24 protein-coding genes are annotated in these 21,711 nt (G+C 50.1%); 17 read left to right on the forward strand and 7 right to left on the reverse strand.

What is annotated here, in order from left to right; all coding sequences use genetic code 11:
- The first annotated feature begins 9 nt into the window (after positions 1 to 9).
- The 6 genes from rlpA (at position 10) to lipA (ending at position 5,808) form a co-directional block, all read left to right on the forward strand.
- Positions 10 to 1,107, forward strand: coding sequence for an endolytic peptidoglycan transglycosylase RlpA (gene rlpA / locus DA718_RS20105; RefSeq protein WP_112214523.1), 1,098 nt, complete (start codon positions 10 to 12; stop codon positions 1,105 to 1,107).
- 143 nt (positions 1,108 to 1,250) lie between these two features.
- Entirely contained in the window at positions 1,251 to 2,450 is a 1,200-nt protein-coding gene (gene dacA / locus DA718_RS20110) for a D-alanyl-D-alanine carboxypeptidase DacA (RefSeq protein ID WP_110273330.1), read from the forward strand.
- A 106-nt stretch (positions 2,451 to 2,556) separates the two neighbouring features.
- On the forward strand, positions 2,557 to 2,820 hold the full coding sequence (gene ybeD, locus DA718_RS20115; protein WP_095281214.1) for a DUF493 family protein YbeD: 264 nt from the start codon (positions 2,557 to 2,559) through the stop codon (positions 2,818 to 2,820).
- 98 nt (positions 2,821 to 2,918) lie between these two features.
- Positions 2,919 to 3,563, forward strand: a complete 645-nt coding sequence (gene lipB / locus DA718_RS20120; protein WP_112214524.1) for a lipoyl(octanoyl) transferase LipB — start codon at positions 2,919 to 2,921, stop codon at positions 3,561 to 3,563.
- Between the two features lie 138 nt (positions 3,564 to 3,701).
- Positions 3,702 to 4,655 carry a YbeF family transcriptional regulator gene (locus DA718_RS20125; protein ID WP_112214525.1) on the forward strand — a complete coding sequence of 318 codons (954 nt, stop codon included), beginning with the start codon at positions 3,702 to 3,704 and terminating at the stop codon, positions 4,653 to 4,655.
- A 187-nt stretch (positions 4,656 to 4,842) separates the two neighbouring features.
- Positions 4,843 to 5,808, forward strand: a complete 966-nt coding sequence (gene lipA / locus DA718_RS20130) for a lipoyl synthase (protein WP_112214526.1) — start codon at positions 4,843 to 4,845, stop codon at positions 5,806 to 5,808.
- A gap of 243 nt (positions 5,809 to 6,051) precedes the next feature.
- Here the strand turns inward: lipA and tatE are convergent, their stop codons facing one another.
- Complete coding sequence (gene tatE / locus DA718_RS20135) at positions 6,052 to 6,258, reverse strand: twin-arginine translocase subunit TatE (RefSeq protein WP_110273326.1); 207 nt, start codon at positions 6,256 to 6,258, stop codon at positions 6,052 to 6,054.
- Positions 6,259 to 6,385: 127 nt separating this feature from the next.
- Positions 6,386 to 7,174: a deaminated glutathione amidase gene (locus DA718_RS20140; protein ID WP_112214527.1), complete on the reverse strand. Its 789-nt coding sequence runs from the start codon at positions 7,172 to 7,174 to the stop codon at positions 6,386 to 6,388.
- A gap of 90 nt (positions 7,175 to 7,264) precedes the next feature.
- Here DA718_RS20140 and crcB point away from each other — a divergent pair, with 90 nt between their 5' ends.
- Positions 7,265 to 7,648, forward strand: coding sequence for a fluoride efflux transporter CrcB (crcB, locus tag DA718_RS20145; RefSeq protein ID WP_112214589.1), 384 nt, complete (start codon positions 7,265 to 7,267; stop codon positions 7,646 to 7,648).
- A gap of 58 nt (positions 7,649 to 7,706) precedes the next feature.
- Here crcB and cspE read toward each other — a convergent pair whose 3' ends face one another.
- Together cspE and pagP are read right to left on the reverse strand one after the other, a co-directional pair.
- The gene (gene cspE, locus DA718_RS20150) at positions 7,707 to 7,916 is read right to left on the reverse strand and encodes a transcription antiterminator/RNA stability regulator CspE (RefSeq protein ID WP_004100146.1); all 210 of its coding nucleotides are present in this window, start codon (positions 7,914 to 7,916) and stop codon (positions 7,707 to 7,709) included.
- 199 nt (positions 7,917 to 8,115) lie between these two features.
- A complete protein-coding gene (gene pagP / locus DA718_RS20155; protein ID WP_167492804.1) occupies positions 8,116 to 8,691 on the reverse strand; it encodes a lipid IV(A) palmitoyltransferase PagP in 576 nt (191 codons plus the stop codon).
- Between the two features lie 290 nt (positions 8,692 to 8,981).
- On the opposite strand from pagP, the gene dcuC reads away from it, so the two are divergent.
- From dcuC to uspG, 4 genes are all read left to right on the forward strand, one after another.
- Positions 8,982 to 10,355 (forward strand): anaerobic C4-dicarboxylate transporter DcuC, encoded by a 1,374-nt coding sequence (gene dcuC, locus DA718_RS20165; RefSeq protein ID WP_112214529.1) that lies wholly within the window; start codon positions 8,982 to 8,984, stop codon positions 10,353 to 10,355.
- A gap of 92 nt (positions 10,356 to 10,447) precedes the next feature.
- Positions 10,448 to 11,245: a ribonuclease I gene (rna, locus tag DA718_RS20170; protein WP_112214530.1), complete on the forward strand. Its 798-nt coding sequence runs from the start codon at positions 10,448 to 10,450 to the stop codon at positions 11,243 to 11,245.
- A 185-nt stretch (positions 11,246 to 11,430) separates the two neighbouring features.
- Positions 11,431 to 11,841: a nucleoside diphosphate kinase regulator gene (gene rnk, locus DA718_RS20175; protein ID WP_110273321.1), complete on the forward strand. Its 411-nt coding sequence runs from the start codon at positions 11,431 to 11,433 to the stop codon at positions 11,839 to 11,841.
- 198 nt (positions 11,842 to 12,039) lie between these two features.
- Positions 12,040 to 12,468 (forward strand): universal stress protein UspG, encoded by a 429-nt coding sequence (gene uspG / locus DA718_RS20180; RefSeq protein ID WP_112214531.1) that lies wholly within the window; start codon positions 12,040 to 12,042, stop codon positions 12,466 to 12,468.
- Between the two features lie 81 nt (positions 12,469 to 12,549).
- Here uspG and ahpF read toward each other — a convergent pair whose 3' ends face one another.
- Together ahpF and ahpC are read right to left on the reverse strand one after the other, a co-directional pair.
- Positions 12,550 to 14,115 (reverse strand): alkyl hydroperoxide reductase subunit F, encoded by a 1,566-nt coding sequence (gene ahpF, locus DA718_RS20185; protein ID WP_112214532.1) that lies wholly within the window; start codon positions 14,113 to 14,115, stop codon positions 12,550 to 12,552.
- Between the two features lie 241 nt (positions 14,116 to 14,356).
- A complete protein-coding gene (ahpC, locus tag DA718_RS20190) occupies positions 14,357 to 14,920 on the reverse strand; it encodes an alkyl hydroperoxide reductase subunit C (RefSeq protein WP_112214533.1) in 564 nt (187 codons plus the stop codon).
- A gap of 406 nt (positions 14,921 to 15,326) precedes the next feature.
- On the opposite strand from ahpC, the gene dsbG reads away from it, so the two are divergent.
- The 4 genes from dsbG to DA718_RS20210 all read left to right on the forward strand — a co-directional run bounded on the left by dsbG (position 15,327) and on the right by DA718_RS20210 (position 19,128).
- On the forward strand, positions 15,327 to 16,073 hold the full coding sequence (gene dsbG / locus DA718_RS20195; RefSeq protein WP_112214534.1) for a thiol:disulfide interchange protein DsbG: 747 nt from the start codon (positions 15,327 to 15,329) through the stop codon (positions 16,071 to 16,073).
- 202 nt (positions 16,074 to 16,275) lie between these two features.
- On the forward strand, positions 16,276 to 17,187 hold the full coding sequence (citR, locus tag DA718_RS20200; protein WP_112214535.1) for a DNA-binding transcriptional repressor CitR: 912 nt from the start codon (positions 16,276 to 16,278) through the stop codon (positions 17,185 to 17,187).
- Positions 17,188 to 17,290: 103 nt separating this feature from the next.
- Complete coding sequence (locus DA718_RS20205; protein WP_112214590.1) at positions 17,291 to 18,514, forward strand: phosphoadenosine phosphosulfate reductase; 1,224 nt, start codon at positions 17,291 to 17,293, stop codon at positions 18,512 to 18,514.
- Complete coding sequence (locus DA718_RS20210) at positions 18,499 to 19,128, forward strand: IbrB-like domain-containing protein (RefSeq protein WP_112214536.1); 630 nt, start codon at positions 18,499 to 18,501, stop codon at positions 19,126 to 19,128. Before DA718_RS20205 ends, DA718_RS20210 begins: the two co-directional genes overlap by 16 nt.
- Here DA718_RS20210 and DA718_RS20215 read toward each other — a convergent pair whose 3' ends face one another.
- Positions 19,129 to 20,274: a pyridoxal phosphate-dependent aminotransferase gene (locus DA718_RS20215; protein ID WP_167492886.1), complete on the reverse strand. Its 1,146-nt coding sequence runs from the start codon at positions 20,272 to 20,274 to the stop codon at positions 19,129 to 19,131.
- Positions 20,275 to 20,462: 188 nt separating this feature from the next.
- Here DA718_RS20215 and mtnC point away from each other — a divergent pair, with 188 nt between their 5' ends.
- Positions 20,463 to 21,152, forward strand: coding sequence for an acireductone synthase (gene mtnC / locus DA718_RS20220; protein ID WP_112214538.1), 690 nt, complete (start codon positions 20,463 to 20,465; stop codon positions 21,150 to 21,152).
- Positions 21,149 to 21,691: a 1,2-dihydroxy-3-keto-5-methylthiopentene dioxygenase gene (locus tag DA718_RS20225; protein ID WP_112214539.1), complete on the forward strand. Its 543-nt coding sequence runs from the start codon at positions 21,149 to 21,151 to the stop codon at positions 21,689 to 21,691. The genes mtnC and DA718_RS20225 overlap by 4 nt, the downstream gene beginning before the upstream one ends.
- Positions 21,692 to 21,711 lie beyond the last annotated feature (20 nt).

Raw genomic sequence — 21,711 nt, forward strand, 5'->3', positions numbered from 1 at the left:
GGGTTCGCGATGCGTAAGCAATGGCTGGGGATCTGCATAGCAGCAGGGCTGCTGGCGGCATGTCAGAGTGATGACGTTCAACAGAAAACGGTCAGCACTCCACAGCCGGCCGTTTGTAATGGACCAACTGTGGAAATCAGCGGTGCCGATCCACAGTATGAAACGCCTAACGCAACGGCGAATCAAGACTACGAACGCGATGGAAAAAGTTATAAAATCGTCCAGGATCCCTCTAACTTTACCCAGGCTGGTTTTGCCGCGATTTACGATGCGGAGCCGAACAGCAACCTGACCGCCTCAGGGGAAGCCTTCGATCCGACGCAGCTCACCGCCGCGCATCCGACGTTACCTATCCCAAGCTACGCGCGGATAACAAACCTCGCCAACGGGCGAATGATCGTGGTACGCATCAACGATCGCGGACCTTACGGCAACGATCGCGTCATCTCGCTTTCACGAGCCTCAGCCGATCGTCTGAATACCTCGAACAATACCAAAGTGCGTATCGATCCGATCGTCGTCACCCCGGATGGCTCACTTTCAGGCCCCGGCATGGCCTGTACTACCGTTGCTAAACAGACCTACGCCCTGCCCGCACGTCCGAATCTTGATGGCGATAACGGTGCAGCCATCGGTCAACCCGCGCAAACTGATGTTCATGCCATCAGCAACTCAACGTTAAAGCCAGAAGATAGCACCGGCGCACCGGTAAACAGCGGCGGGTTCCTTGGCGCGCCAACGCCGCTGAACAGTGGGGTGCTGGAAAGCAGTGAGCCAGTTGTGCAAACCGCGCCGGTTACTGCTCCAGGTTCGGTCCAGGGCGGCGTAGCGCCTGCCGTAGCGGCGACTGCTGCGGTAACACCAGCGGCTGCCACCACCAGCGGCGACTTCGTCGTACAAGTAGGTGCCGTCAGCGATCAGGCCCGTGCGCAGCAGTATCAGCAGCGCCTGAGCCAGCAATTCTCCGTACCCGGCCGCGTGATGCAAAACGGCGCGGTATGGCGTATTCAATTGGGCCCATTCAGCAGCAAAGAGCAAGCCAGCACGGTTCAACAACGCCTGCAAAGCGAAGCTCAGCTGCAATCATTTATTACTCGCGCCAACTAAACGCGTCGGGCTGTTGTCCTCCACTTATCACGCATGACAAAGTCATTAACAAAGTCATGCGCAATGTCGGATGCTGGCCCGCAGTGCATTTGCTATAGTAAGGCACTTTTTTTAACTCCATCACGGATGCCGTTGTTCAGACCATGAAGACCTCTTTCACCGCTCGTTTACTTGTTACGGCGCTCTCCGTGGCAGCGCTATCCTCAGCTGCCCGCGCCGATGACCTGAATATCAAAACTATGATCCCTGGCGCCCCACAGATTGACGCCGAATCCTGGGTTCTTATCGATTACAACTCAGGCAAGGTATTGGCTGAAAATAACGCGGATTCCCGTCGCGACCCGGCGAGTCTGACCAAGATGATGACCAGCTATGTTATTGGTCAGGCGATGAAAGCGGGCAAGTTTAAAGAATCCGATCTGGTCACCGTTGGTAACGATGCGTGGGCGACCGGTAACCCAGTCTTTAAAGGCTCCTCACTGATGTTCCTTAAGCCTGGTATGCAGGTACCGGTTTCCCAGCTGATCCGCGGTATTAACCTGCAATCAGGTAATGACGCCTGTGTAGCTATGGCCGACTATGTCGCTGGGAGCCAGGATGCCTTCGTCGGCCTGATGAACAACTACGTTAACGCTTTGGGTCTGAAGAACACCCATTTCCAGACCGTTCATGGCCTGGATGCCGATGGTCAGTTCAGCTCGGCGCGTGATATGGCGCTGATTGGTCAGGCGCTGATCCGCGATGTGCCGAACGAATACACCATCTACAAAGAAAAAGAGTTCACCTTTAACGGGATTCGCCAACTCAACCGTAACGGCCTGCTATGGGATAAAAGTCTGAGCGTCGACGGCATTAAAACGGGCCACACAGACAAAGCGGGCTATAATCTCGTGGCTTCGGCAACCGAAGGCCAGATGCGCCTGATCTCCGCCGTGATGGGTGGACGTACCTATAAAGGCCGTGAGTCCGAGAGCAAAAAACTGCTGACCTGGGGCTTTCGCTTCTTTGAAACCGTTAACCCGATTAAAGCCGGGAAAGAGTTCGCCTCTGAACCCGCTTGGTTTGGTGATAACGATCGTGCTTCCCTCGGTGTGGACAAAGACGTTTATCTGACTATCCCTCGCGGTCGTATGAAAGACCTGAAAGCCAGCTATGTCCTGAACAATGCAGAACTGCACGCGCCGCTGCAGAAAAACCAGGTTGTTGGCACCATTAATTTCCAGTTGGACGGTAAAACTATCGATCAGCGCCCGCTGGTCGTACTGCAGGAAATTCCGGAAGGCAATTTCTTCGGCAAAATCATTGATTACATTAAGTTAATGTTCCATCACTGGTTTGGTTAAAAATCGAACACTTGAAAGTGTGATTTGCGTCCCCATATACTAGGTATCCTGATAACTCCCACTCGTCGTGGGAGTTATTATTTTTTGTTGTAACACCGGAGCTGACATGAAAACCAAACTTAACGAACTGCTTGAATTCCCTACCCCTTTTACTTACAAAGTAATGGGACAGGCGTTGCCGGAGCTGGTTGACCAGGTGGTTGAAGTGGTACAGCGCCATGCACCAGGTGATTACTCTCCGACGGTAAAACCCAGCAGCAAAGGCAACTACCACTCGGTCTCCATCACGATTACCGCCACACATATCGAGCAGGTAGAAACCCTGTACGAAGAGTTGGGCAATATTGAAATCGTGCGAATGGTGCTGTAAACCGATTCCTTGACCCGGCCTTTGTGCCGGGTAATCCTCTCTTTCTCGCTGTGATATACTCTCCACTCAAGTTATTCTCTCTCTGCGGAGACGTTGTTTTGCAGCACAATAAAATCCTCATCCGCCAACTCGGCCTGCAACCTTACGAACCTGTCTCGCAGGCAATGCATGAGTTCACCGACACTCGCGACGACTCCACCCTGGATGAAATCTGGTTGGTCGAACATCATCCTGTGTTCACTCAGGGCCAGGCTGGAAAAGCCGAACATGTTCTTGTTCCTGGCGATATCCCAGTGATTCAGAGTGACCGTGGCGGGCAGGTTACCTATCATGGTCCCGGGCAGCAGGTGATGTACGTCATGCTGAACCTTAAACGCCGTAAGCTGGGCGTACGTGAGCTGGTCACCCTTTTAGAGCAAACCGTCGTGAATACGCTAGCAGAATCTGGCATTGAGTCGCACCCCCGCGCCGACGCTCCCGGCGTCTATGTCGGCGAGCAAAAAATCTGCTCTCTGGGTCTGCGTATCCGTAAAGGTTGCTCATTCCACGGTCTGGCGCTGAATATCGCCATGGATCTGTCACCATTCCTGCGAATCAACCCATGTGGTTATGCTGGTATGGAAATGACCCAAATGCGTCAGTGGCAGCCGAATGCTCGTCCAGAAACCGTTGCTCCGCAATTGGCCGCGAATCTGTTGGAGCTGCTCAATAATCCACCGTACGAATACATTTCAGTCCGGTAATTATTACGTCCCGTGGTCGCGGGACGTCACCTTTCCCTCTCACAACAAATTAAGTCTTTATATTTGCTGTGTATTATCACGAATCAGAATGAGTCTGGTCGTTATAATGATGCTATTCACCATTATCGGAAATATAGAGTGGAAGAAAATAACGCTCCAGCAGAACCCACTGACCCGCAAGATGATCGCCACGGGCGGCAGGTGTTTCGCATTTTACGTAACATAGACCTGAACTTACTGACCATTTTTGAAGCCGTTTATGTGCATAAAGGCATCGTTAATGCGGCAAAGGTGCTCAACATCACCCCCTCGGCGATCAGTCAATCAATCAACAAACTGCGTGCACTCTTCCCCGATCCGCTGTTTATTCGCAAAGGCCAGGGCGTAACGCCTACCGCCTATGCGACGCATCTCCATCAGCATATTAGCCAGGGAATGGAGGCTTTTCTCAACGCGCTGGATTTAACTGGTGATACGCACCAGGAGCGAGTGATAACCATCGCGACCTCTCCGGCTATTGGGGCATTGATAATGCCGGTGATTACCAAAAAACTGAGAGCCGTCTTTCCTCAGGTATTGCTGCATAATATCGCCATCAACGACGCCGTCAGCCAGCTGAATCAGCGTCAGGTCGATCTGTTGATCGACAGCTTCGCGCACGCCGGGCTGTCGATTACGCATCATGTGTTATTTCAGGATAGTGTGCACATATACTGCCGGGCAGGTCATCCGGCGTTAAAAATGTCGGCAACTCCAGAAAACCTTCGCCAATATGAATTCGCGCTGCTGCAACCTGAGCACCATCGCTATGCGGCACTTCTGCGTCGCCTGCATGAACACCTGGGCGAGCGTCGCTGCGGCTTCAGTAGCTACAATTTGTTAACTCAGGCCGCACTGGTCAGTGAAAGCGAGATGCTGGGGCTGATTACTTCCGGGATGTTCTCCCTGGTAGAGCGCATATGGCCGTTAAAAATTCTTGATTTTCCACCTTTACAGGCGGAAAAAATTGATGTTTCACTACATTACAATAAACTCAGCGCGCAAGAACCCTTATTGAAAGAGATTGTAGAGACCATTCGCCAAGCCTTTTAGGTGATAAAGCACGTGAGGGAAAAGCATAAAACAACAACTATTTTACAATTTGCCGTGTTACCAGGCTGCTTTCTGCCCCGTATCAATGGTATACTGCCTGCGCTTAATTCAAAAATAGTTGATAAATACAACATTTTCTTGAATTGATTCGCTTTCCTTCGTGACTCGCAACTGGAACACGCACGCTATGAGTAAACCCATTGTGATGGAACGCGGTGTTAAATACCGCGATGCCGATAAAATGGCCCTTATCCCGGTGAAAAACGTGGCAACTGAGCGTGAAGCTCTGCTCAGAAAACCGGAATGGATGAAAATCAAACTTCCGGCTGACTCGTCCCGTATCCAGGGGATCAAGGCAGCGATGCGTAAGAACGGCCTGCACTCCGTGTGTGAAGAAGCCTCTTGCCCGAACCTCGCGGAATGTTTTAACCACGGAACGGCGACTTTTATGATTCTGGGTGCCATCTGTACCCGTCGTTGTCCGTTCTGCGACGTGGCGCACGGACGCCCGGTCACTCCAGACGCCAACGAACCGCAAAAGCTGGCGCAAACTATTGCCGATATGGCTCTGCGTTACGTTGTTGTGACTTCCGTTGACCGTGACGATCTGCGCGATGGCGGCGCTCAGCATTTTGCCGACTGCATCAGAGCTATTCGCGAGAAAAATCCGACCATCAAAATTGAAACCCTGGTTCCGGACTTCCGCGGTCGTATGGATCGTGCTTTGGAAATCCTCCAGGCGACACCACCGGATGTGTTTAACCATAACCTGGAAAACGTGCCGCGCCTGTATCGCCAGGTTCGTCCGGGAGCCGATTACAACTGGTCTCTGAAGCTGCTGGAGCGTTTTAAAGAAGCACATCCGGAGATCCCGACGAAATCGGGTTTGATGGTTGGTTTAGGTGAAACGAACGCCGAAATCGTTGAAGTGATGCGCGATCTACGTCGTCATGGCGTCACGATGCTAACTTTAGGTCAATATTTGCAGCCAAGCCGTCATCACCTGCCGGTACAGCGTTATGTTAGCCCTGATGAGTTCGAAGAGATGAAAGGCGAAGCCATGGCAATGGGCTTTACCCACGCCGCCTGCGGGCCGTTCGTTCGCTCGTCCTATCATGCTGACCTGCAAGCCAAAGGTATGGAAGTGAAGTAATCCGTACCTCGACTGCTGCGTGAAACCTGGTAGCGCAGCAGTTTACTTTTCTGTTCTGCTATTCCCGAAATTCCCCATTGCAATGAATTAGCCCAGCGCAGTAACAGTTGGTTGCATCTTTTTAGGCGAAATAACGTATATATAACAAAAAGAGGCCGCAGCGACTAACGCTGCGGCCTCTTTGCCGTCCAGGTTCACACCTGTCGGCAGCGTGCTCCCCTCCACCGGGAAGCACGAAGTGAATTACTCTTTATGAGAGAGTTTCTGTGCCGGGATCTCTTCCTCTGCACTGGTTTTCTTCGCACTATCATCGTCATCGTTCATGGCCTTTTTAAAGCCTTTGATGGCCGAGCCCAGGTCTCCACCCAGCGTGCGTAATTTTTTGGTACCAAACACTAAAATAATCAGCGCTGCGACTACCAGCAGTTTGGTAATACTAATCTCACCCATAGCTAACCTTCTTCTCTAATACAAGCTGCGAATACGCCATCATACACGCATACAATTAACGGCTATTTGACGCGCGGACACAATAGCAATCTGTAACAAGGTGAATCAAGCCTTGTTTAAAAAAACGTCATAATAATTGCGGTGGCGCAAAGCGACGATTCTGCAACACCGGCAAGCGTTCCCGAACCAGCTGAAGATAATCAGCTGAAAGCTCAGCAAAAATCAACTGCGGCTGCTCTCCAGCCCCAGCGAGCGTCGTTCCCAGAGGATCAACAATACGACTCTGTCCAATATTGCGGGTTCCGCACTCACCTGCCGCGATAATATAACAGGTAGTATCCAGTGCCCGCGCCGCCAGCAAAGTCGCCCAATGATGTTCCTTCAGCGGCCCTTTCACCCACGCAGTGGGTAATACTAAGAGTTGCGCCCCGCTGAGCGCTAGCGACAGCGCCAGTTCAGGAAAACGCAAATCGTAGCAGGTCATCAGCCCGACGCGCATCCCATCAACCTCAATAAGCGGCGGAATTTGCTGTCCGGCATCGACCAACCGGGATTCCTGAATATTGAAAGCATCATACAGGTGTAGCTTCTGGTATTGCGCAATAATCTTACCCTGACGTAAAGCCACCAGCGTGTTAGTTGCCCGCCCCTCGCCTGAAGGCACGTGCAAAGTCAGCACCGTCGTCAGCACGCTGTTTTTACTTTCCGCCAGCAGTAACTGTAAAAAGCCTCCATCCAGAAGTTGGGCTGATTTAACCGATAAATCCGCATCGTTGTCATCTCGAGCAAGTAGCGCTTCTGGTAATACCAACAATGAAGCCCCTCTTCCGACAGCCTGACGCATCAGCACGACGCAAATCTGCGCATTGGTCGTCCAGTCCGGCGTTACGGCAAATTGTCCGGCAGCAACAAGCATCTTTTCTCTCCCATCAGGTATTCATAGCCAGCAAGGTATTTCGCGCGCTACACTCGAAGTTTAGTATCAATCAATAAACAGGGAATGACCGTGTTGCAACTCCTTTTGGCTGTATTTCTTGGCGGCGGCACTGGCAGCGTTTTACGCTGGTGGCTGGGTATGAAGCTTAATCCCATGCACCACGCTCTCCCCATTGGTACTCTTACTGCTAACCTGCTAGGCGCGTTTATTATCGGAGCCGGTCTGGCCTGGTTTAATCGCCTGACGGGTATCGATCCGATGTGGAAACTGCTTATCACCACCGGCTTTTGCGGCGGACTGACAACCTTCTCCACATTTTCCGCCGAAGTGGTGTTTCTTCTGCAGCAGGGGCGCTTTAGCTGGGCATTGCTGAATATCGTCGTCAACTTATTAGGCTCGTTTGCCATGACGGCAGCGGCATTCTGGCTATTTTCTCAGACCGCAAGCCGCTAACTACAGGCAAAAAAAAAACCCGCTAAGAGCGGGTTTTTATATTCTACTGACGCGTTGCTTAGATAGGCATTACGTTTGCAGCAGAAGGGCCTTTGGCACCGTTAGTGATTTCGAACTCTACACGCTGACCTTCAGCCAGAGTTTTGAAACCGTTGGACTGGATTGCAGAGAAATGTACGAATACATCTTTGCTGCCATCTTCCGGAGTAATGAAACCGAATCCTTTGGACTCATTAAACCACTTAACGTTACCTTTAATCTTAGACATCAAAATTACCTTTATATGAAAAAATCGACACTAATACTGTGTCGGGCATCAGTACACCAATTGTGGTACCTTTTGTCCAGCGCAACTTTGCTAAAAAGTGATAAAAGTCTCTATCTTTTTGTAGACATATAACTTTAGTCATTGTTTTTTCAGCACATAGTCCGCTTATCACTTTTGTTGTAATGCAATGCCGTGCTGGTTAAAACTGGATGCGCGCCCACGCAAAGTAAACGTTACCGTTGTTATAGGTACCTGGAATATAGGTCATTTGGAATGTTGCAGGGCCGTAACCAATGGAGGCCAGAGGCAGCACAACTGGAATAGGGATATAGTTCCAGTTATCACGCGCCGTTACGCCAAGGGTATAGCCTAAACCAAGATGGAAGTTATCGTCAGCCAACGGACGCCAGGTTTTTTCCCAACCGTAGCCGCCAATGGGCTCCCATTTGTTATAGGAGTCTTTGAAGGCCATGAGGTAAATACCATTCCAGTTTCCTTTATCATCCCAACGCGAAATGCCGAAGCCCGCCCCCCAGGGACGTTCGTTATACTTATCCGTTTTTTCTTTATCGTAGGCGAAACGAGCATGCCAGGTCACCGCCGGTATGAAAAGATCGTAGTGCTCAGGCTCATTCCAGGTCTGTGCAATGTTATCACTTAGCGTGTTGTAGCCATCGCGCAGCGTTGAGCTAAACGATGCGTTAGCAGTAGTGGATGAGAGCAACAGTCCCAAGCATCCAAGAAAAAACCATGTAAATCGACTCAGCATTAACACTTCTCTATTACCAGTATCATTTTTAAAGCGGGTTAAGATAGCAAAGATAAACTTAATAATACCTTAACGGAATTAGGCAAACTCTTGATTTGTCCGGTACAAAAAATCTGAAAATCATCACGACTGGCGTTTTGGCCACGTCCCCATTGTACGGCAATTAGGGTATTCTCACCGATTTATTGATTTGCATCAGCGAGTTCAGCCCGTTTTTTAGGCACATTCGCTCACTTAATTTTTTCTTCGCTTTATTTATCAGCAGATTCTTTGGGTTAATGGTTTAGGGGTAAAAGATGCTTACGCTAGTAGAGATCCTCATCGGGATTGTGGTCATTGTGGGCGTCGCCCGCTATATCATTAAAGGCTATTCTGCCACCGGCGTGTTGTTCGTCGGTGGTTTAGTATTACTCATCGCCAGCGCACTAATGGGGCATAAGATTCTACCTGGTGATGCAAAGAGCACTGGTTACTCCGCCACAGATATTATCGAATACGTCAAGATTCTGCTCATGAGCCGCGGCGGCGACCTCGGCATGATGATCATGATGCTCTGTGGTTTCGCGACCTACATGACGCATATTGGCGCCAACGACATGGTAGTGAAATTGGCCTCAAAGCCGCTGCGCTATATTAACTCTCCATACCTGTTAATGATCGCCGCCTATTTCGTGGCCTGTCTGATGTCGCTGGCAGTCTCTTCAGCGACCGGTCTCGGTGTGCTGTTGATGGCAACCCTGTTCCCAGTGATGGTCAACGTCGGTATTAGCCGCGGTGCAGCGGCCGCTATTTGCGCCTCTCCGGCAGCGATCATTCTCTCCCCTACTTCTGGCGACGTGGTGCTGGCCGCCAAAGCCGCCGAAATGCCATTGATTGATTTTGCCTTTAAAACCACCCTGCCTATTTCCATTGTGGCCATCATCAGCATGGCCATCGCCCACTTTTTCTGGCAGCGCTATCTCGATAAAAAAGAAAATGCCTCGCACGAAATGCTGGATGTGAACGAGATAACCACCACCGCCCCTGCTTTTTACGCCATCCTGCCGTTTACACCGATCATTGGCGTACTGATTTTCGACGGTAAATGGGGTCCGGAACTACACATCATCACGATCCTCGTTCTCTGCATGCTGTTGGCTGCAGTACTGGAGTTCTTTCGCGGCTTTAATACCAAAAACGTGTTTAATGGTCTGGAAGCAGCTTACCGAGGTATGGCGGATGCTTTTGCTGGCGTAGTCATGCTGCTGGTTGCAGCAGGCGTCTTTGCCCAAGGGCTGAGCACCATTGGTTTTATCAATGGCCTGATTTCTATCGCCACCTCATTTGGTTCAGCCAGCATTATCCTGATGCTGGTATTGGTTATTCTGACAATGCTAGCGGCGATGACTACCGGTTCCGGCAACGCACCGTTCTATGCCTTCGTTGAGATGATCCCGAAGCTGGCACACTCTTCCGGTATCAATCCCGCTTATCTCTCCATCCCGATGCTGCAGGCATCTAACCTTGGACGAACTATTTCACCCGTCTCCGGTGTGGTGGTCGCGGTTGCCGGGATGGCAAAAATATCACCTTTTGAAGTGGTTAAACGCACCTCAGTCCCCGTTCTGGTTGGGCTATTGGTCGTCATTGTCGCCACAGAAATTTTGGTCCCGGGCAGTGCTATTCGCTAGCCGTGAAACCACGCGAAAAGGCGCCTGTTGGCGCCTTTTTTATGCTTTAATAACTCAATGTTATTAATGACCGTCAGTCATCAGGAATAAAAATGTTCAGGAAGGATTTCGTCGCCATTGCTCTGTTGCTTATTTCTACTCAGGCCAGTGCAGACCCGCTAATAGCAACGCAATACGGCGATTTCGACCGCTACGTGCTGGCCCTCTCCTGGCAAACGGGATTCTGCCAAAGCATGCATGACAAAAACCGTAGCGAGCCGGATGAGTGTCGTTTACAGCAAGAAAGCACAAATAAAGCCGATTTCCTGACCGTACACGGGTTATGGCCCAGTTTGCCAAAATCCATCGCCGCACGCGGCGTAGACGAACGTCGCTGGATACGTTATGGCTGCGCGACACGTCCACTCCCTAACATGCCAGAAGCCAAAGCCGGAAGAAAATGCCAGGCAGCAGAAACCGGTCTGTCGCTAGAGATGGCGAATAAGCTCAACGGTGTGATGCCAGGTTCCGGTGGCAATTCGTGCCTTGAACGCTATGAATATGCCAAACACGGCATTTGCTTCGGTTTTGATCCTGATAATTACTTCGGCACTATGGTTCGTCTGAACGGTGAAGTCAAACAGAGTGCTCTAGGGGGATTCCTCGCACAACACTATGGGCAAACCGTGAGCCGTGAGGGTTTCGATGCCGCAGTCGCGCAAGCCTTTGGAAAACAGAACGTTAAAGCGTTTAAATTAACTTGCAGCGGCAACCCTGCCTATCTGACCGAGATGCAAATCTCGATCAAAGCCACAGCCATAAATGCCCCACTTTCCGCAGATTCATTCTTGCCTCAGCCCCATCCGGGCAATTGCGGTAAGCAATTTGTATTAGATAAAGTGGGTAGCTAAAGAAAGCAGACTATGATGCCGTTATCATAAATTTCATATGGCTCAGCGATTGATCATTGATGAATGTGCGTTTAATCACTTCAAACCGTCGACAAGTCTCAGTATGATGAGAGGACATTAACCCTTGCCATTTTCGGTGAGGGTTTTCTTTTACGGATAGGTTCCTGGATAACATGGAGTATGCGATGACCAGACCCGCAATCATCATTAATGAACTCGATGCAGAACGCATCGACCGACTGCTGGAACAACCGGCTTTCGCCAACTCTCCGGTGGCGGATGCATTGAACGACGAACTGGACCGGGCTCAGATGCTCGCCCCGGAAGCCATGCCGCATGATGTCGTTAGCATGAATAGCCAGGTCAGATTTCGCGATTTAACAACGGGTGAAGAACGCGTACGCACGCTGGTTTTCCCCTCTCAGGTCACGGATAGCGCTACGCAGCTATCAGTCATGGCCCCGGTCGGCGCAGCCCTGCTGGGCCTGAAAGTTGGCGGTACCATTCACTGGGAATTACCCGGCGGTACCTCAACGCACCTTGAAGTACTGGAGCTGCTGTATCAACCGGAAGCCGCAGGCGATTATCACCGTTAATCTCCCTACTGCCTGAGGCGTTTCGCGCTTTATTCAGAGGATGTATTCGCATCCTCTTTCTGCATATTTCACTGCCCGTGCTGCTTTTGACAAATTTTTACGCCCTCCTCAACCCGATCTGACAGTTTTGCGACCTGAATGGCACAATATTCTCCTATAATATGTTGATATAGAGACCAACGAACAAGGAGGAAGCATATGTACAAGACGATCATTATGCCTGTTGATGTTTTTGAGATGGAGCTGAGCGATAAAGCCGTCCGCCATGCGGAGTTTTTAGCCCAGCAGGACGGGGTTATCCATCTCCTTCACGTACTTCCCGGTTCATCAAGCTTCACAATGAGTCGCTTCACAGCAGACCTGCGTCGCTTTGAAGAACATTTACAGCATGAAGCAGAAACCCGTTTACAAACGATGGCCGGGCATTTCAGCATTGACCCGTCGCGAATCAAGACGCATGTCCGTTTCGGCACCGTGCGTGATATGGTCAATGAACTGGCAAATGAAATTAAAGCCGATGTGGTGGTCATTGGTTCACGCAACCCTTCAATCAGCACTCATCTGCTGGGTTCCAATGCCTCAAGTGTGATTCGCCACGCCCATATCCCGGTAATGGTTGTTCGGTAAGCTGAGCGTGATTGAGATAAAAAAGAGGCTACCCCAGGGTAGCCTCTTTACTTTGCAGGTTTGGTCTTACTTTATTATGAATTATGCAATCGTAGTGCGAATCAGGTAATCGAACGCGCTCAGAGACGCTTTCGCACCTTCGCCCGTGGCGATAATAATCTGTTTGTACGGTACGGTGGTGCAGTCACCGGCGGCAAAGACGCCCTTCACGTTGGTTTCACATTTCGCATCAATGATGATTTCACCCATGCGGTTACGTTCAACTGCGCCTTCCAGCCAGTTGGTATTCGGCAGCAGACCGATTTGCACGAAAATTCCGGACAGCGCCACGTGATGCTCATCGCCGCTAACACGGTCACGATACTGCAAACCGGTTACCTTACTACCGTCACCCACCACTTCCGTGGTTTGCGCATTCAGGATAATATCGACATTCTTCAGGCTGCGAACCTTATCCTGTAATACCTGATCCGCCTTCATTTCCGGCGCAAACTCAAGCAGAGTCACATGTTCAACAACTCCGGCGAGATCAATCGCCGCTTCAACGCCTGAGTTACCGCCGCCGATAACCGCAACGCGCTTACCTTTAAACAGCGGGCCATCGCAGTGTGGGCAATAGGTTACGCCTTTAGTGCGATACTGATCTTCGCCTGGTACGTTCATGTTACGCCATTTCGCACCGGTCGCAATAATAACGCTACGCGCTTTCAGCACCGCGCCGGAGGCGGTCTCAACCTGATGCAGCCCCCCTTCAACGGTAGCCGGAATCAGTTTAGATGCGCTCTGAGAGTCAATAACATCGACATCATATTCATTGACGTGCGCTTTCAAAGCGCCAGCCAGTTTCTGGCCTTCGGTTTTCGGCACTGAGATATAGTTTTCGATATCTACGGTATCCAGCACCTGGCCGCCAAAGCGTTCCCCCATCAGGCCAGTACGAATACCTTTACGTGCCGAGTACACCGCAGCCGCCGCACCTGAAGGGCCGGATCCGACAATCAGCACATCATAAGCTTCACGTTTGTTCAGCTCTTCCGCCGCTCGTTTTTCCGCGCCGGTATCGACTTTGGCAACGATCTCGCTCAGCGTCATACGACCCTGGCCAAATTCCTGACCGTTCATAAATACTGCCGGAACGCCCATCACGTTGCGATCGGTGATTTCGTTCTGGAACGTGCCGCCATCAATTGCCGTATGCTTGATGCGCGGGTTCAGTACCGCCATCAGGTTCAGCGCCTGAACAACATCCGGGCAGTTATGGCAGGTCAGTGAATAATAGGTTTCAAACTCAAAATCACCGTCGATATCGCGTATCTGCTCCAGCAAAGTCTGCGCTTCTTTTGAAGGATGACCGCCCATCCACAACAATGCTAAAACTAAAGAGGTGAATTCATGTCCCAGCGGAGAACCGGCAAAGCGCGGCCCCTGCTGTGAACCCGGATTCGTAATCAGGAAAGAAGGTTTGCGCACCGACAGGCTATTTTCTTCTTTAAAGGTGACTTTGTCTGACAGTTCAGCAATTTCAGCCAGCAGTTCCCTGATTTCTGCCGATTTAGCGCCGTCATCCAGCGTGGCAATCAGCTCAACAGGTTTAGTCAGTTTCTCAAGATAAGCCTTGAGCTGGGTTTTCATGTTGGTGTCGAGCATTTTTAATCTCCTGGGCTTAAAACATCATCATGCAAGCGGCCTCGTTCAGGCAGTCTGAATACGTTTGCATCATGGTGTTGGAATAAAACGGGCGCGGTGCACCCGCTTGAGGATTAATTCGCCAGTATTTCGCGTGACAGGAAGGCAGCAAGCTTATGAATCCCCGGGAGCTTACATAAGTAAGTGACCGGGGTGATTAAGCGAAGCCAACACACCTGTAGCGCGAAAGACGCTGCGAATTTTAGATCTTACCGACCAGATCTAAAGAAGGAGCTAAAGTCGCTTCACCTTCTTTCCACTTAGCCGGGCAAACTTCACCTGGGTGAGAAGCTACGTACTGAGCAGCTTTGATTTTACGCAGCAGGTCAGACGCATCACGGCCGATACCTTCAGCGGTAACTTCGATTGCCTGGATAATACCCTGCGGGTCGACAACGAAGGTTGCACGATCTGCCAGACCTTCATCTTCACGCATATTCTCGAAGTTACGGGTCAGGGCGCCAGTCGGGTCACCGATCATCGCGTATTTGATTTTCGCGATGGTATCAGAGCTACCGTGCCATGCTTTGTGGGTAAAATGAGTGTCAGTAGAAACGGAGTACACATCGACACCCAGTTTCTGCAGCTCTTCGTAATGATCCGCAACGTCGCCTAATTCAGTCGGACATACGAAGGTGAAGTCAGCCGGGTAGAAGAAGAAGACGCTCCAGCGGCCTTCGGTATCTTTCTCGGTAATTTCGATGAATTCACCGTTTTTGAACGCCTGGTTTTTAAAAGGTTTGATTTTGGTATTAATTAAGGACATCTATACTTCCTCCGTGTTTTCGTTGAGGTCTAAGTTAACGAATTTTTCCTGACTCGACCAATGCGTTTGCATTATCAAATCAATAAGCGTTATCTAACAACCGGAACAAGACAACTTTGTGAACCTATCAATGCGATCGCAGCCTTACGCCGCTTTTCACATCATATGTTGCTGAAAAGTAAAAAGGCCGCCCAATCAGGCGGCCCCGTTACCTGAAATACCCGCAGGTAGATTCAGCGCCAGGCTGACTGGCTATGTGTTGCGCTCTACACCTTAATGTAACAGCATAGGGATTACATCACCCGCTGGCTTAAAGGGCAATCTACCCAGCTCCAGGTCCTACCTATGGCTGCAATAGGTTTTACCACTATACTTACTCTACCCATTGATTTAACAAGGAATGATCATGTTAAAACGTCTGTTTTTCCTCAGCCTTTTACCCTTATGCAGCTATGCCGAGGATCTTCCCGCCCCCGTAAAAGCAATTGAAAAACAGGGTATTACCATCATTAAGTCCTTTGAAGCGCCTGGCGGAGTAAAAGGTTGGTTAGGAAAATATCAGGATATGGGCGTCGCCATCTATCTGACGCCTGATGGCAAACACGCTATTTCAGGCTATATGTATGATGAGAAGGGTACCAACCTCAGCGAACAGTTATTTCAGAAAGAGCTTTATACACCTGCAGGCCAGGTGATGTGGAAAAAGCTGGAGGGAGCCAGCTGGCTTCTTGACGGCAAAAAAGAGGCTCCCATTGTCCTGTACGTCTTTGCTGACCCGTTTTGTCCCTACTGCAAACAATTCTGGCAACAGGTTCGTCCGTGGGTAGACGCAGGAAAAGTTCAGTTGCGCACCCTCTTAGTCGGTGTCATCAAACCTGAAAGTCCAGCCGCGGCGGCAGCGATTCTTGCCAGCAAAGATCCGGCGAAGACCTGGCATGACTATGAGCAATCCGGCGGTAAAATGCGGCTGGATGTGCCAACGTCCATTCAGCCAGAACAAATGAAGGTACTTAATTTCAACCAGCAATTAATGGATGAACTCGGTGCTAACGTGACTCCGGCCATTTACTATATGAATAAAGAAAATACACTTCAGCAAGCGATCGGGCTTCCAGATAAAGAAAAACTACAGATTATGATGGGTGCAAAGTAAGCGTTCTTAAACTAACGCATTCTCCCTGGTTTGCCAGTACACAAAAGGATCTGGCGGAATGCGTTTCCGTGGTATATATTTAGATAAACTTAATGCAATACTTAGTTTTAAATAATAAAAAAATGAATAATCACACAGTGAATATCATGCAGGTACATAATAATCCTTTTTTTACTCTTGCCAACTTAACAGGACGTTGATAATGGCTAATCTTTACGATCTCAAAAAATTTGACCTTAATCTATTGGTTATTTTCGAATGCATTTACCAGAATTTAAGTATCAGTAAAGCAGCGGAAACGCTCTTTATTACCCCTTCAGCGGTCAGTCAGTCACTACAGCGCCTGCGAAATCAACTTAATGACCCGCTGTTTGTCCGCTCTGGTAAAGGGATAACGCCCACGACGGTAGGCGTTAACCTGCATCATCATCTGGAAAAAAATCTTAATCAGCTCGAACAAACCATCAATATCACCAATCGTTCCGAGTTAAGAAAACGTCTTGTTGTATATGCGCCGCAACTTTTTATTACCCCAAAAACAACAAATCTGATTCATATGTTATTAGATGATTCAAATATTCATGTTGAACACCACGATCTTCTGGCGTCGGGGGAATCCGTCGAAAGCTTGCTATCCTACCGTAAAGCCGATCTGATATTCAGTACCTCATCGCTGTCATCCCGGGCCACGGTATGCAAACCTATTCAGGAACTCGATATTTCGCTTATTTGCAATGAGAATCATCCGCGAGTAGAGTCGCTAACAACGACTAAAGCCATACTTCAGGAGAGCTTTACGTATTATCTTTCTAATGACCTGGGGGCTAAATCCTTTCAGAGCCAAGCCGCAGGCCTTCTGGTTGATAGAAAAATTTCTTTCAGTAGCGACTCCTATATCGCGATTCTTAATGTTATTCAACAAACTAATTTAATTGGTTTTGTACCAACCTGTATTCTGGAACATATAAGTTTCAATAATAAACTTAAAATTATTGATGCGCCTTTCAAAATCCCAACAATCATGATTTACATGCTCTACAATCGCGTTAATCTTGACGATCCTAACTTCATGAAATTCATCAATGATTGTGAGAAAAATAATATTTTTGCATGATTAATGATAATTCATCAATCATGTGAATAAAAACTAATATCTTGATTAAGAAAGAAATATAATGTAACTACACAGTATCTTTGATATCAAAGGAATAATGGCTGTGTCTTTTATAAAACTTCCATTACCAGAATCCGTTCTGCAAGCCAGTCAGCAGCGAATAAAGTGGGTAATGGAAAACTTCTCTCGCATTTGCGTCTCCTTTTCCGGCGGAAAAGACTCCACAACCATGCTGCACCTCACCGCGCAGCATGCTCGTCAAACGGGTAAAAAGATTTGCGTTCTATTTATTGATTGGGAAGCGCAATTTTCCTGTACCATTGACCACTGTGAAAAGATGCGCGAAGAGTATCACGACGTTATAGAACAGTTTTTTTGGGTAGCCCTCCCTTTAACCACCCAAAACTCTCTTACCCAATACAATCCTGAATGGCAATGCTGGGAACCCGGCGCTCCCTGGGTGCGTCAACCGCCAGCGGATGCCATAACCGATCCAGGCTATTTCCCGTTTTATCAACCCGGAATGAGCTTTGAAGCCTTCGTCCGCGAGTTCGCCGATTGGTTCTCACAAAACCGCCCCGCCGCGGTTATGGTCGGTATCCGCGCCGATGAATCCCTGAATCGATTTATCACTATCTCTTCTCAACGCAAACTGCGCTTTGCCGACGATAAACCCTGGACCACCTCCGCACCGGGCGGTCATGCATGGTATATCTACCCCATCTACGACTGGAAAACTGCCGATATCTGGACCTGGTTTGGCAAAAGCGGCCTTGCCTACAACCCGCTCTATAACCTGATGTACCAGGCGGGCGTCCCATTACGCTATATGCGGATCTGCGAACCCTTCGGCCCGGAACAGCGCCAGGGTCTTTGGCTTTATCATGTCCTGGAACCAGAACGCTGGGCTGCTATGTGCCAGCGCGTTAGCGGTGTTCACTGCGGCGGAATCTATGCTGGTCACGATAATCAGTTCTACGGCCATCGCAAGCTGGATAAACCAGAACACCATACGTGGAAAAGCTACGCCCTGTTTTTACTCGACAGCATGCCGGAGAAAACAGCAGAGCACTATCGCAATAAAATTGCCGTTTATCTCCACTGGTACCAGAAACAGGGAATGATCGATATTCCCGACACCCAGGCGGCGGATATCGGCTCCAAAGACATCCCTTCATGGCGGCGCATCTGCAAGGTGCTATTGAACAATGATTACTGGTGCCGCCAGCTCTCTTTTAGCCCGACTAAAGCTAATCAATATAAACGCTATCGTGAGCGTATGAATAAAAAGCGCCAGCAATGGGGAATACTATGCAACGACAACTGATCCAGGATATTGAACTCTATCTGCAATCACTGAAAGGCGAGGAGGAGAAGATTAATGCGCTTAATGCCTTTCGCCAGATTCTGCATGAATATAGCCCGTTCAAAACGCAGCCCGTTGACTGTGTGCTGTGGGTAAAACAGGAAACCGTTTCGCCTAATGATTACAACCCAAATAATCTTGCGCCACCGGAAAAGCGCTTATTATTCACATCACTGGAAACGGACGGTTTCACTCAACCCATCGTGGTGCTGAAACAGGGACAGGAACACTATTCGATTGTTGATGGTTTTCATCGCCACGAGCTAGCCAACGGCAAAGCGGCGCTGAGAAAACGACTGAAAGGCTACCTCCCCGTCACCTGCCTGGAAAGCAGTACCGCGAAGCGCGATTCCCTGATGGCCGCGACCATTCGCCACAATCGGGCGCGCGGGCGTCATCAGATTCATGCCATGTCGGAAATTGTCCAGGAGCTGGCGCATCTTGGCTGGTCTGATGATAAAATAGGCAAAGAGTTGGGGATGGATTCAGACGAAGTATTACGCCTGAAGCAAATTAACGGTCTGGTGGAAATGTTCGGCGACCGTCAATTCTCTCAGGCATGGACCGTTAAATAGCTACAGACGACACAGGCGTTCTGCCGCAGCCAGCAGCGTTGCTGGCTGTTTCGCGAAGCACAGGCGAATCAGCTTATGCGGGAACGGGTCAGCGCAGAATACCGACAGCGGGATCGCCGCCACGCCAATTTCTGTGGTTAGCCAGCGGCAAAAACTCACATCATCCAGATCCGAGATTGCGCTGTAGTCCGCCAGCAGGAAATAAGTCCCTTCACAAGGCAGAATTTCAAGACGGCTGGTACGCAGCGCATCAATAAACAGATCCCGACGCTCGCGGTAAAACTCGGGCAACTGACGATAGTGCTCCGGTTCGCTGCGCAGCATATCGGCAATCGCCAGCTGAGCAGGCGTATTGACAGCAAACGTAAGATACTGATGCACCTTACGCAGTTCGGCGCTAATGGCGGCAGGCGCCACGCAGTAACCCACCTTCCAGCCGGTCATGTGAAAGGTTTTGCCAAATGAAGACACCGCCACCGCCCGTTCGCGCAGTTGTGGATGCGCCAGCACGCTGGCATGTCCTTCGGCGGCAAAGCAGATATGTTCATAAACTTCATCGCTAATCACATAGATTTCACGATCGGCAATCGCCTGCCACAGGGCGGCGAAATCTTCGCGCTGCCACACCGTCGCTGACGGATTGTGCGGGGTATTGAGGATCACCAGCCGGGTCTTATCGCTGAGGGTCTCGGCGAACTGCTGCCAGTCAACGCGAAAATGCGGGGGTTGGAGAGCAATACGCTTAAGTACGCCGCCCGATAGCTCAATCGCCGGGGCATAGCTATCGTAGCTTGGGTCAAAACAGATAACTTCGTCACCGGTGCGCACCAGGGCAGTAATCGCCGCATACAGCGCTTCTGTCGCCCCGGCGGTCACGGTTACGTCGCTATTGGCATCGGGGCGGTAACCGTACAACTCTTCGGTTTTGTCGACAATAGCTTCACGCAGCGCCGCAACGCCGGTCATCGGAGCATACTGGTTGGCCCCCTGCGCAACATGATACGCCAGCCGCTCCTGCAGGTAGCGCGGGCCGTCAAAATCCGGAAACCCCTGCGACAGGTTAATCGCCTGATGCTGTTGGGCCAGGGCGCTCATTTGGGTAAAAATAGTGGTGCCTAATGAAGGGAGTTTACTCTCAGGAATCAGTGGCTTATTGCTCATTCTTTTTGTACCGTCTGTGATGCTGTTGTTGAAGCCACTATAACACGATGCTAATATTTGGCAATCAAGACGCTTAGACGTCTAAATGATAATGTTATTTCGCTTATGATCTAAATGCAGCTATCAACACAACGCCACCGTCAGCACGACCCACCGCTCACTCTGGAGAACTCATGATCCGCGCTATCGTGACCGATATTGAAGGCACCACCAGCGACATTCGCTTCGTCCATAACGTCCTGTTTCCCTACGCCCGCGAACGGCTGACCGGTTTTGTTACCGCTCAGCAGTTTGTTGAACCGGTAAAGACCATCCTTGATAACCTGCGCGAAGAGATAGCCCAGCCAGGAGCCAGCACCGAGCAGCTTATTGGTACGCTGTTCGCCTTTATGGATGAAGACCGCAAGTCCACTGCCCTCAAGGCGCTACAGGGCATTATCTGGCGCGAAGGGTATGTAAATGGCGACTTCACCGGGCATCTTTATCCAGACGTTCTTCCGGCACTGGAAAAATGGAAGTTTCAGGGTATTGATCTCTATGTATATTCCTCAGGCTCCGTTGCCGCGCAGAAATTGTTATTTGGCTACAGCGATGAAGGTGATATTACTCATTTGTTCAACGGCTATTTCGATACCCTGGTAGGCGCTAAGCGTGAAGTGCAGTCCTACCGCAATATTGCTGAGCAACTGGGGCACCCTCCCGCCGCGATTCTGTTCCTGTCCGATATCCATCAGGAGCTGGATGCCGCAGAAGAGGCCGGTTTCCGTACCGTACAACTGGTGCGTGGTGACCGTGACCCGGCCAGCCATCATCCGCAAGTTCAGCGTTTTGACGATATTCATCCGGAGCAGATCCCAGCATGAGCGCATTAACTATTTTTTCCGTGAAAGACCCGCAAACCCCGCTCTGGCACAGCACCAACGCCGAAGAGATACAGCAGCAGCTCAACGCTAAAGGCGTACGTTTTGAGCGCTGGCAGGCCGACCGTGATTTAGGCACTGCGCCAACATCAGAAACGGTCATTGCCGCTTATCAACATGCGATTGATAAGCTGGTAGCAGAGAAGGGTTACCAGAGCTGGGACGTTATCAGCCTGCGCGCGGATAACCCGCAGAAAGATGCGTTGCGGGAAAAATTCCTCAATGAACATACTCATGGAGAAGACGAAGTGCGCTTCTTCGTCGAAGGTGCCGGTCTGTTCTGCCTGCATATTGGCGACGAGGTGTTTCAGGTCTTGTGCGAAAAGAACGATTTGATTTCCGTCCCTGCGCACACGCCGCACTGGTTTGACATGGGGTCAGAGCCGAACTTCACCGCGATCCGCATTTTCGATAACCCGGAAGGCTGGATCGCCCAGTTTACCGGCGACGATATCGCCGGAGCCTACCCGCGGCTGGCATAACCCCAGAATTTATATTCGTG

Origin of the sequence: Klebsiella huaxiensis (assembly GCF_003261575.2) — a bacterium.
Taxonomy (GTDB): domain Bacteria; phylum Pseudomonadota; class Gammaproteobacteria; order Enterobacterales; family Enterobacteriaceae; genus Klebsiella; species Klebsiella huaxiensis.

Excerpts from the sequence above, each read along its gene's own strand:
- cspE (WP_004100146.1), bottom strand. The coding sequence starts at position 7,916 with ATGTCTAAGATTAAAGGTAACGTTAAGTGGTTTAATGAGTCCAAAGGA.
- ybeD (WP_095281214.1), top strand. The coding sequence starts at position 2,557 with ATGAAAACCAAACTTAACGAACTGCTTGAATTCCCTACCCCTTTTACT.
- mtnC (WP_112214538.1), top strand. The coding sequence starts at position 20,463 with ATGATCCGCGCTATCGTGACCGATATTGAAGGCACCACCAGCGACATT.
- ahpF (WP_112214532.1), bottom strand. The coding sequence starts at position 14,115 with ATGCTCGACACCAACATGAAAACCCAGCTCAAGGCTTATCTTGAGAAA.
- DA718_RS20140 (WP_112214527.1), bottom strand. The coding sequence starts at position 7,174 with ATGCTTGTTGCTGCCGGACAATTTGCCGTAACGCCGGACTGGACGACC.
- lipA (WP_112214526.1), top strand. The coding sequence starts at position 4,843 with ATGAGTAAACCCATTGTGATGGAACGCGGTGTTAAATACCGCGATGCC.
- ahpC (WP_112214533.1), bottom strand. The coding sequence starts at position 14,920 with ATGTCCTTAATTAATACCAAAATCAAACCTTTTAAAAACCAGGCGTTC.
- DA718_RS20210 (WP_112214536.1), top strand. The coding sequence starts at position 18,499 with ATGCAACGACAACTGATCCAGGATATTGAACTCTATCTGCAATCACTG.
- rlpA (WP_112214523.1), top strand. The coding sequence starts at position 10 with ATGCGTAAGCAATGGCTGGGGATCTGCATAGCAGCAGGGCTGCTGGCG.
- dsbG (WP_112214534.1), top strand. The coding sequence starts at position 15,327 with ATGTTAAAACGTCTGTTTTTCCTCAGCCTTTTACCCTTATGCAGCTAT.
- DA718_RS20225 (WP_112214539.1), top strand. The coding sequence starts at position 21,149 with ATGAGCGCATTAACTATTTTTTCCGTGAAAGACCCGCAAACCCCGCTC.
- dcuC (WP_112214529.1), top strand. The coding sequence starts at position 8,982 with ATGCTTACGCTAGTAGAGATCCTCATCGGGATTGTGGTCATTGTGGGC.
- rna (WP_112214530.1), top strand. The coding sequence starts at position 10,448 with ATGTTCAGGAAGGATTTCGTCGCCATTGCTCTGTTGCTTATTTCTACT.
- citR (WP_112214535.1), top strand. The coding sequence starts at position 16,276 with ATGGCTAATCTTTACGATCTCAAAAAATTTGACCTTAATCTATTGGTT.
- rnk (WP_110273321.1), top strand. The coding sequence starts at position 11,431 with ATGACCAGACCCGCAATCATCATTAATGAACTCGATGCAGAACGCATC.
- tatE (WP_110273326.1), bottom strand. The coding sequence starts at position 6,258 with ATGGGTGAGATTAGTATTACCAAACTGCTGGTAGTCGCAGCGCTGATT.
- uspG (WP_112214531.1), top strand. The coding sequence starts at position 12,040 with ATGTACAAGACGATCATTATGCCTGTTGATGTTTTTGAGATGGAGCTG.
- dacA (WP_110273330.1), top strand. The coding sequence starts at position 1,251 with ATGAAGACCTCTTTCACCGCTCGTTTACTTGTTACGGCGCTCTCCGTG.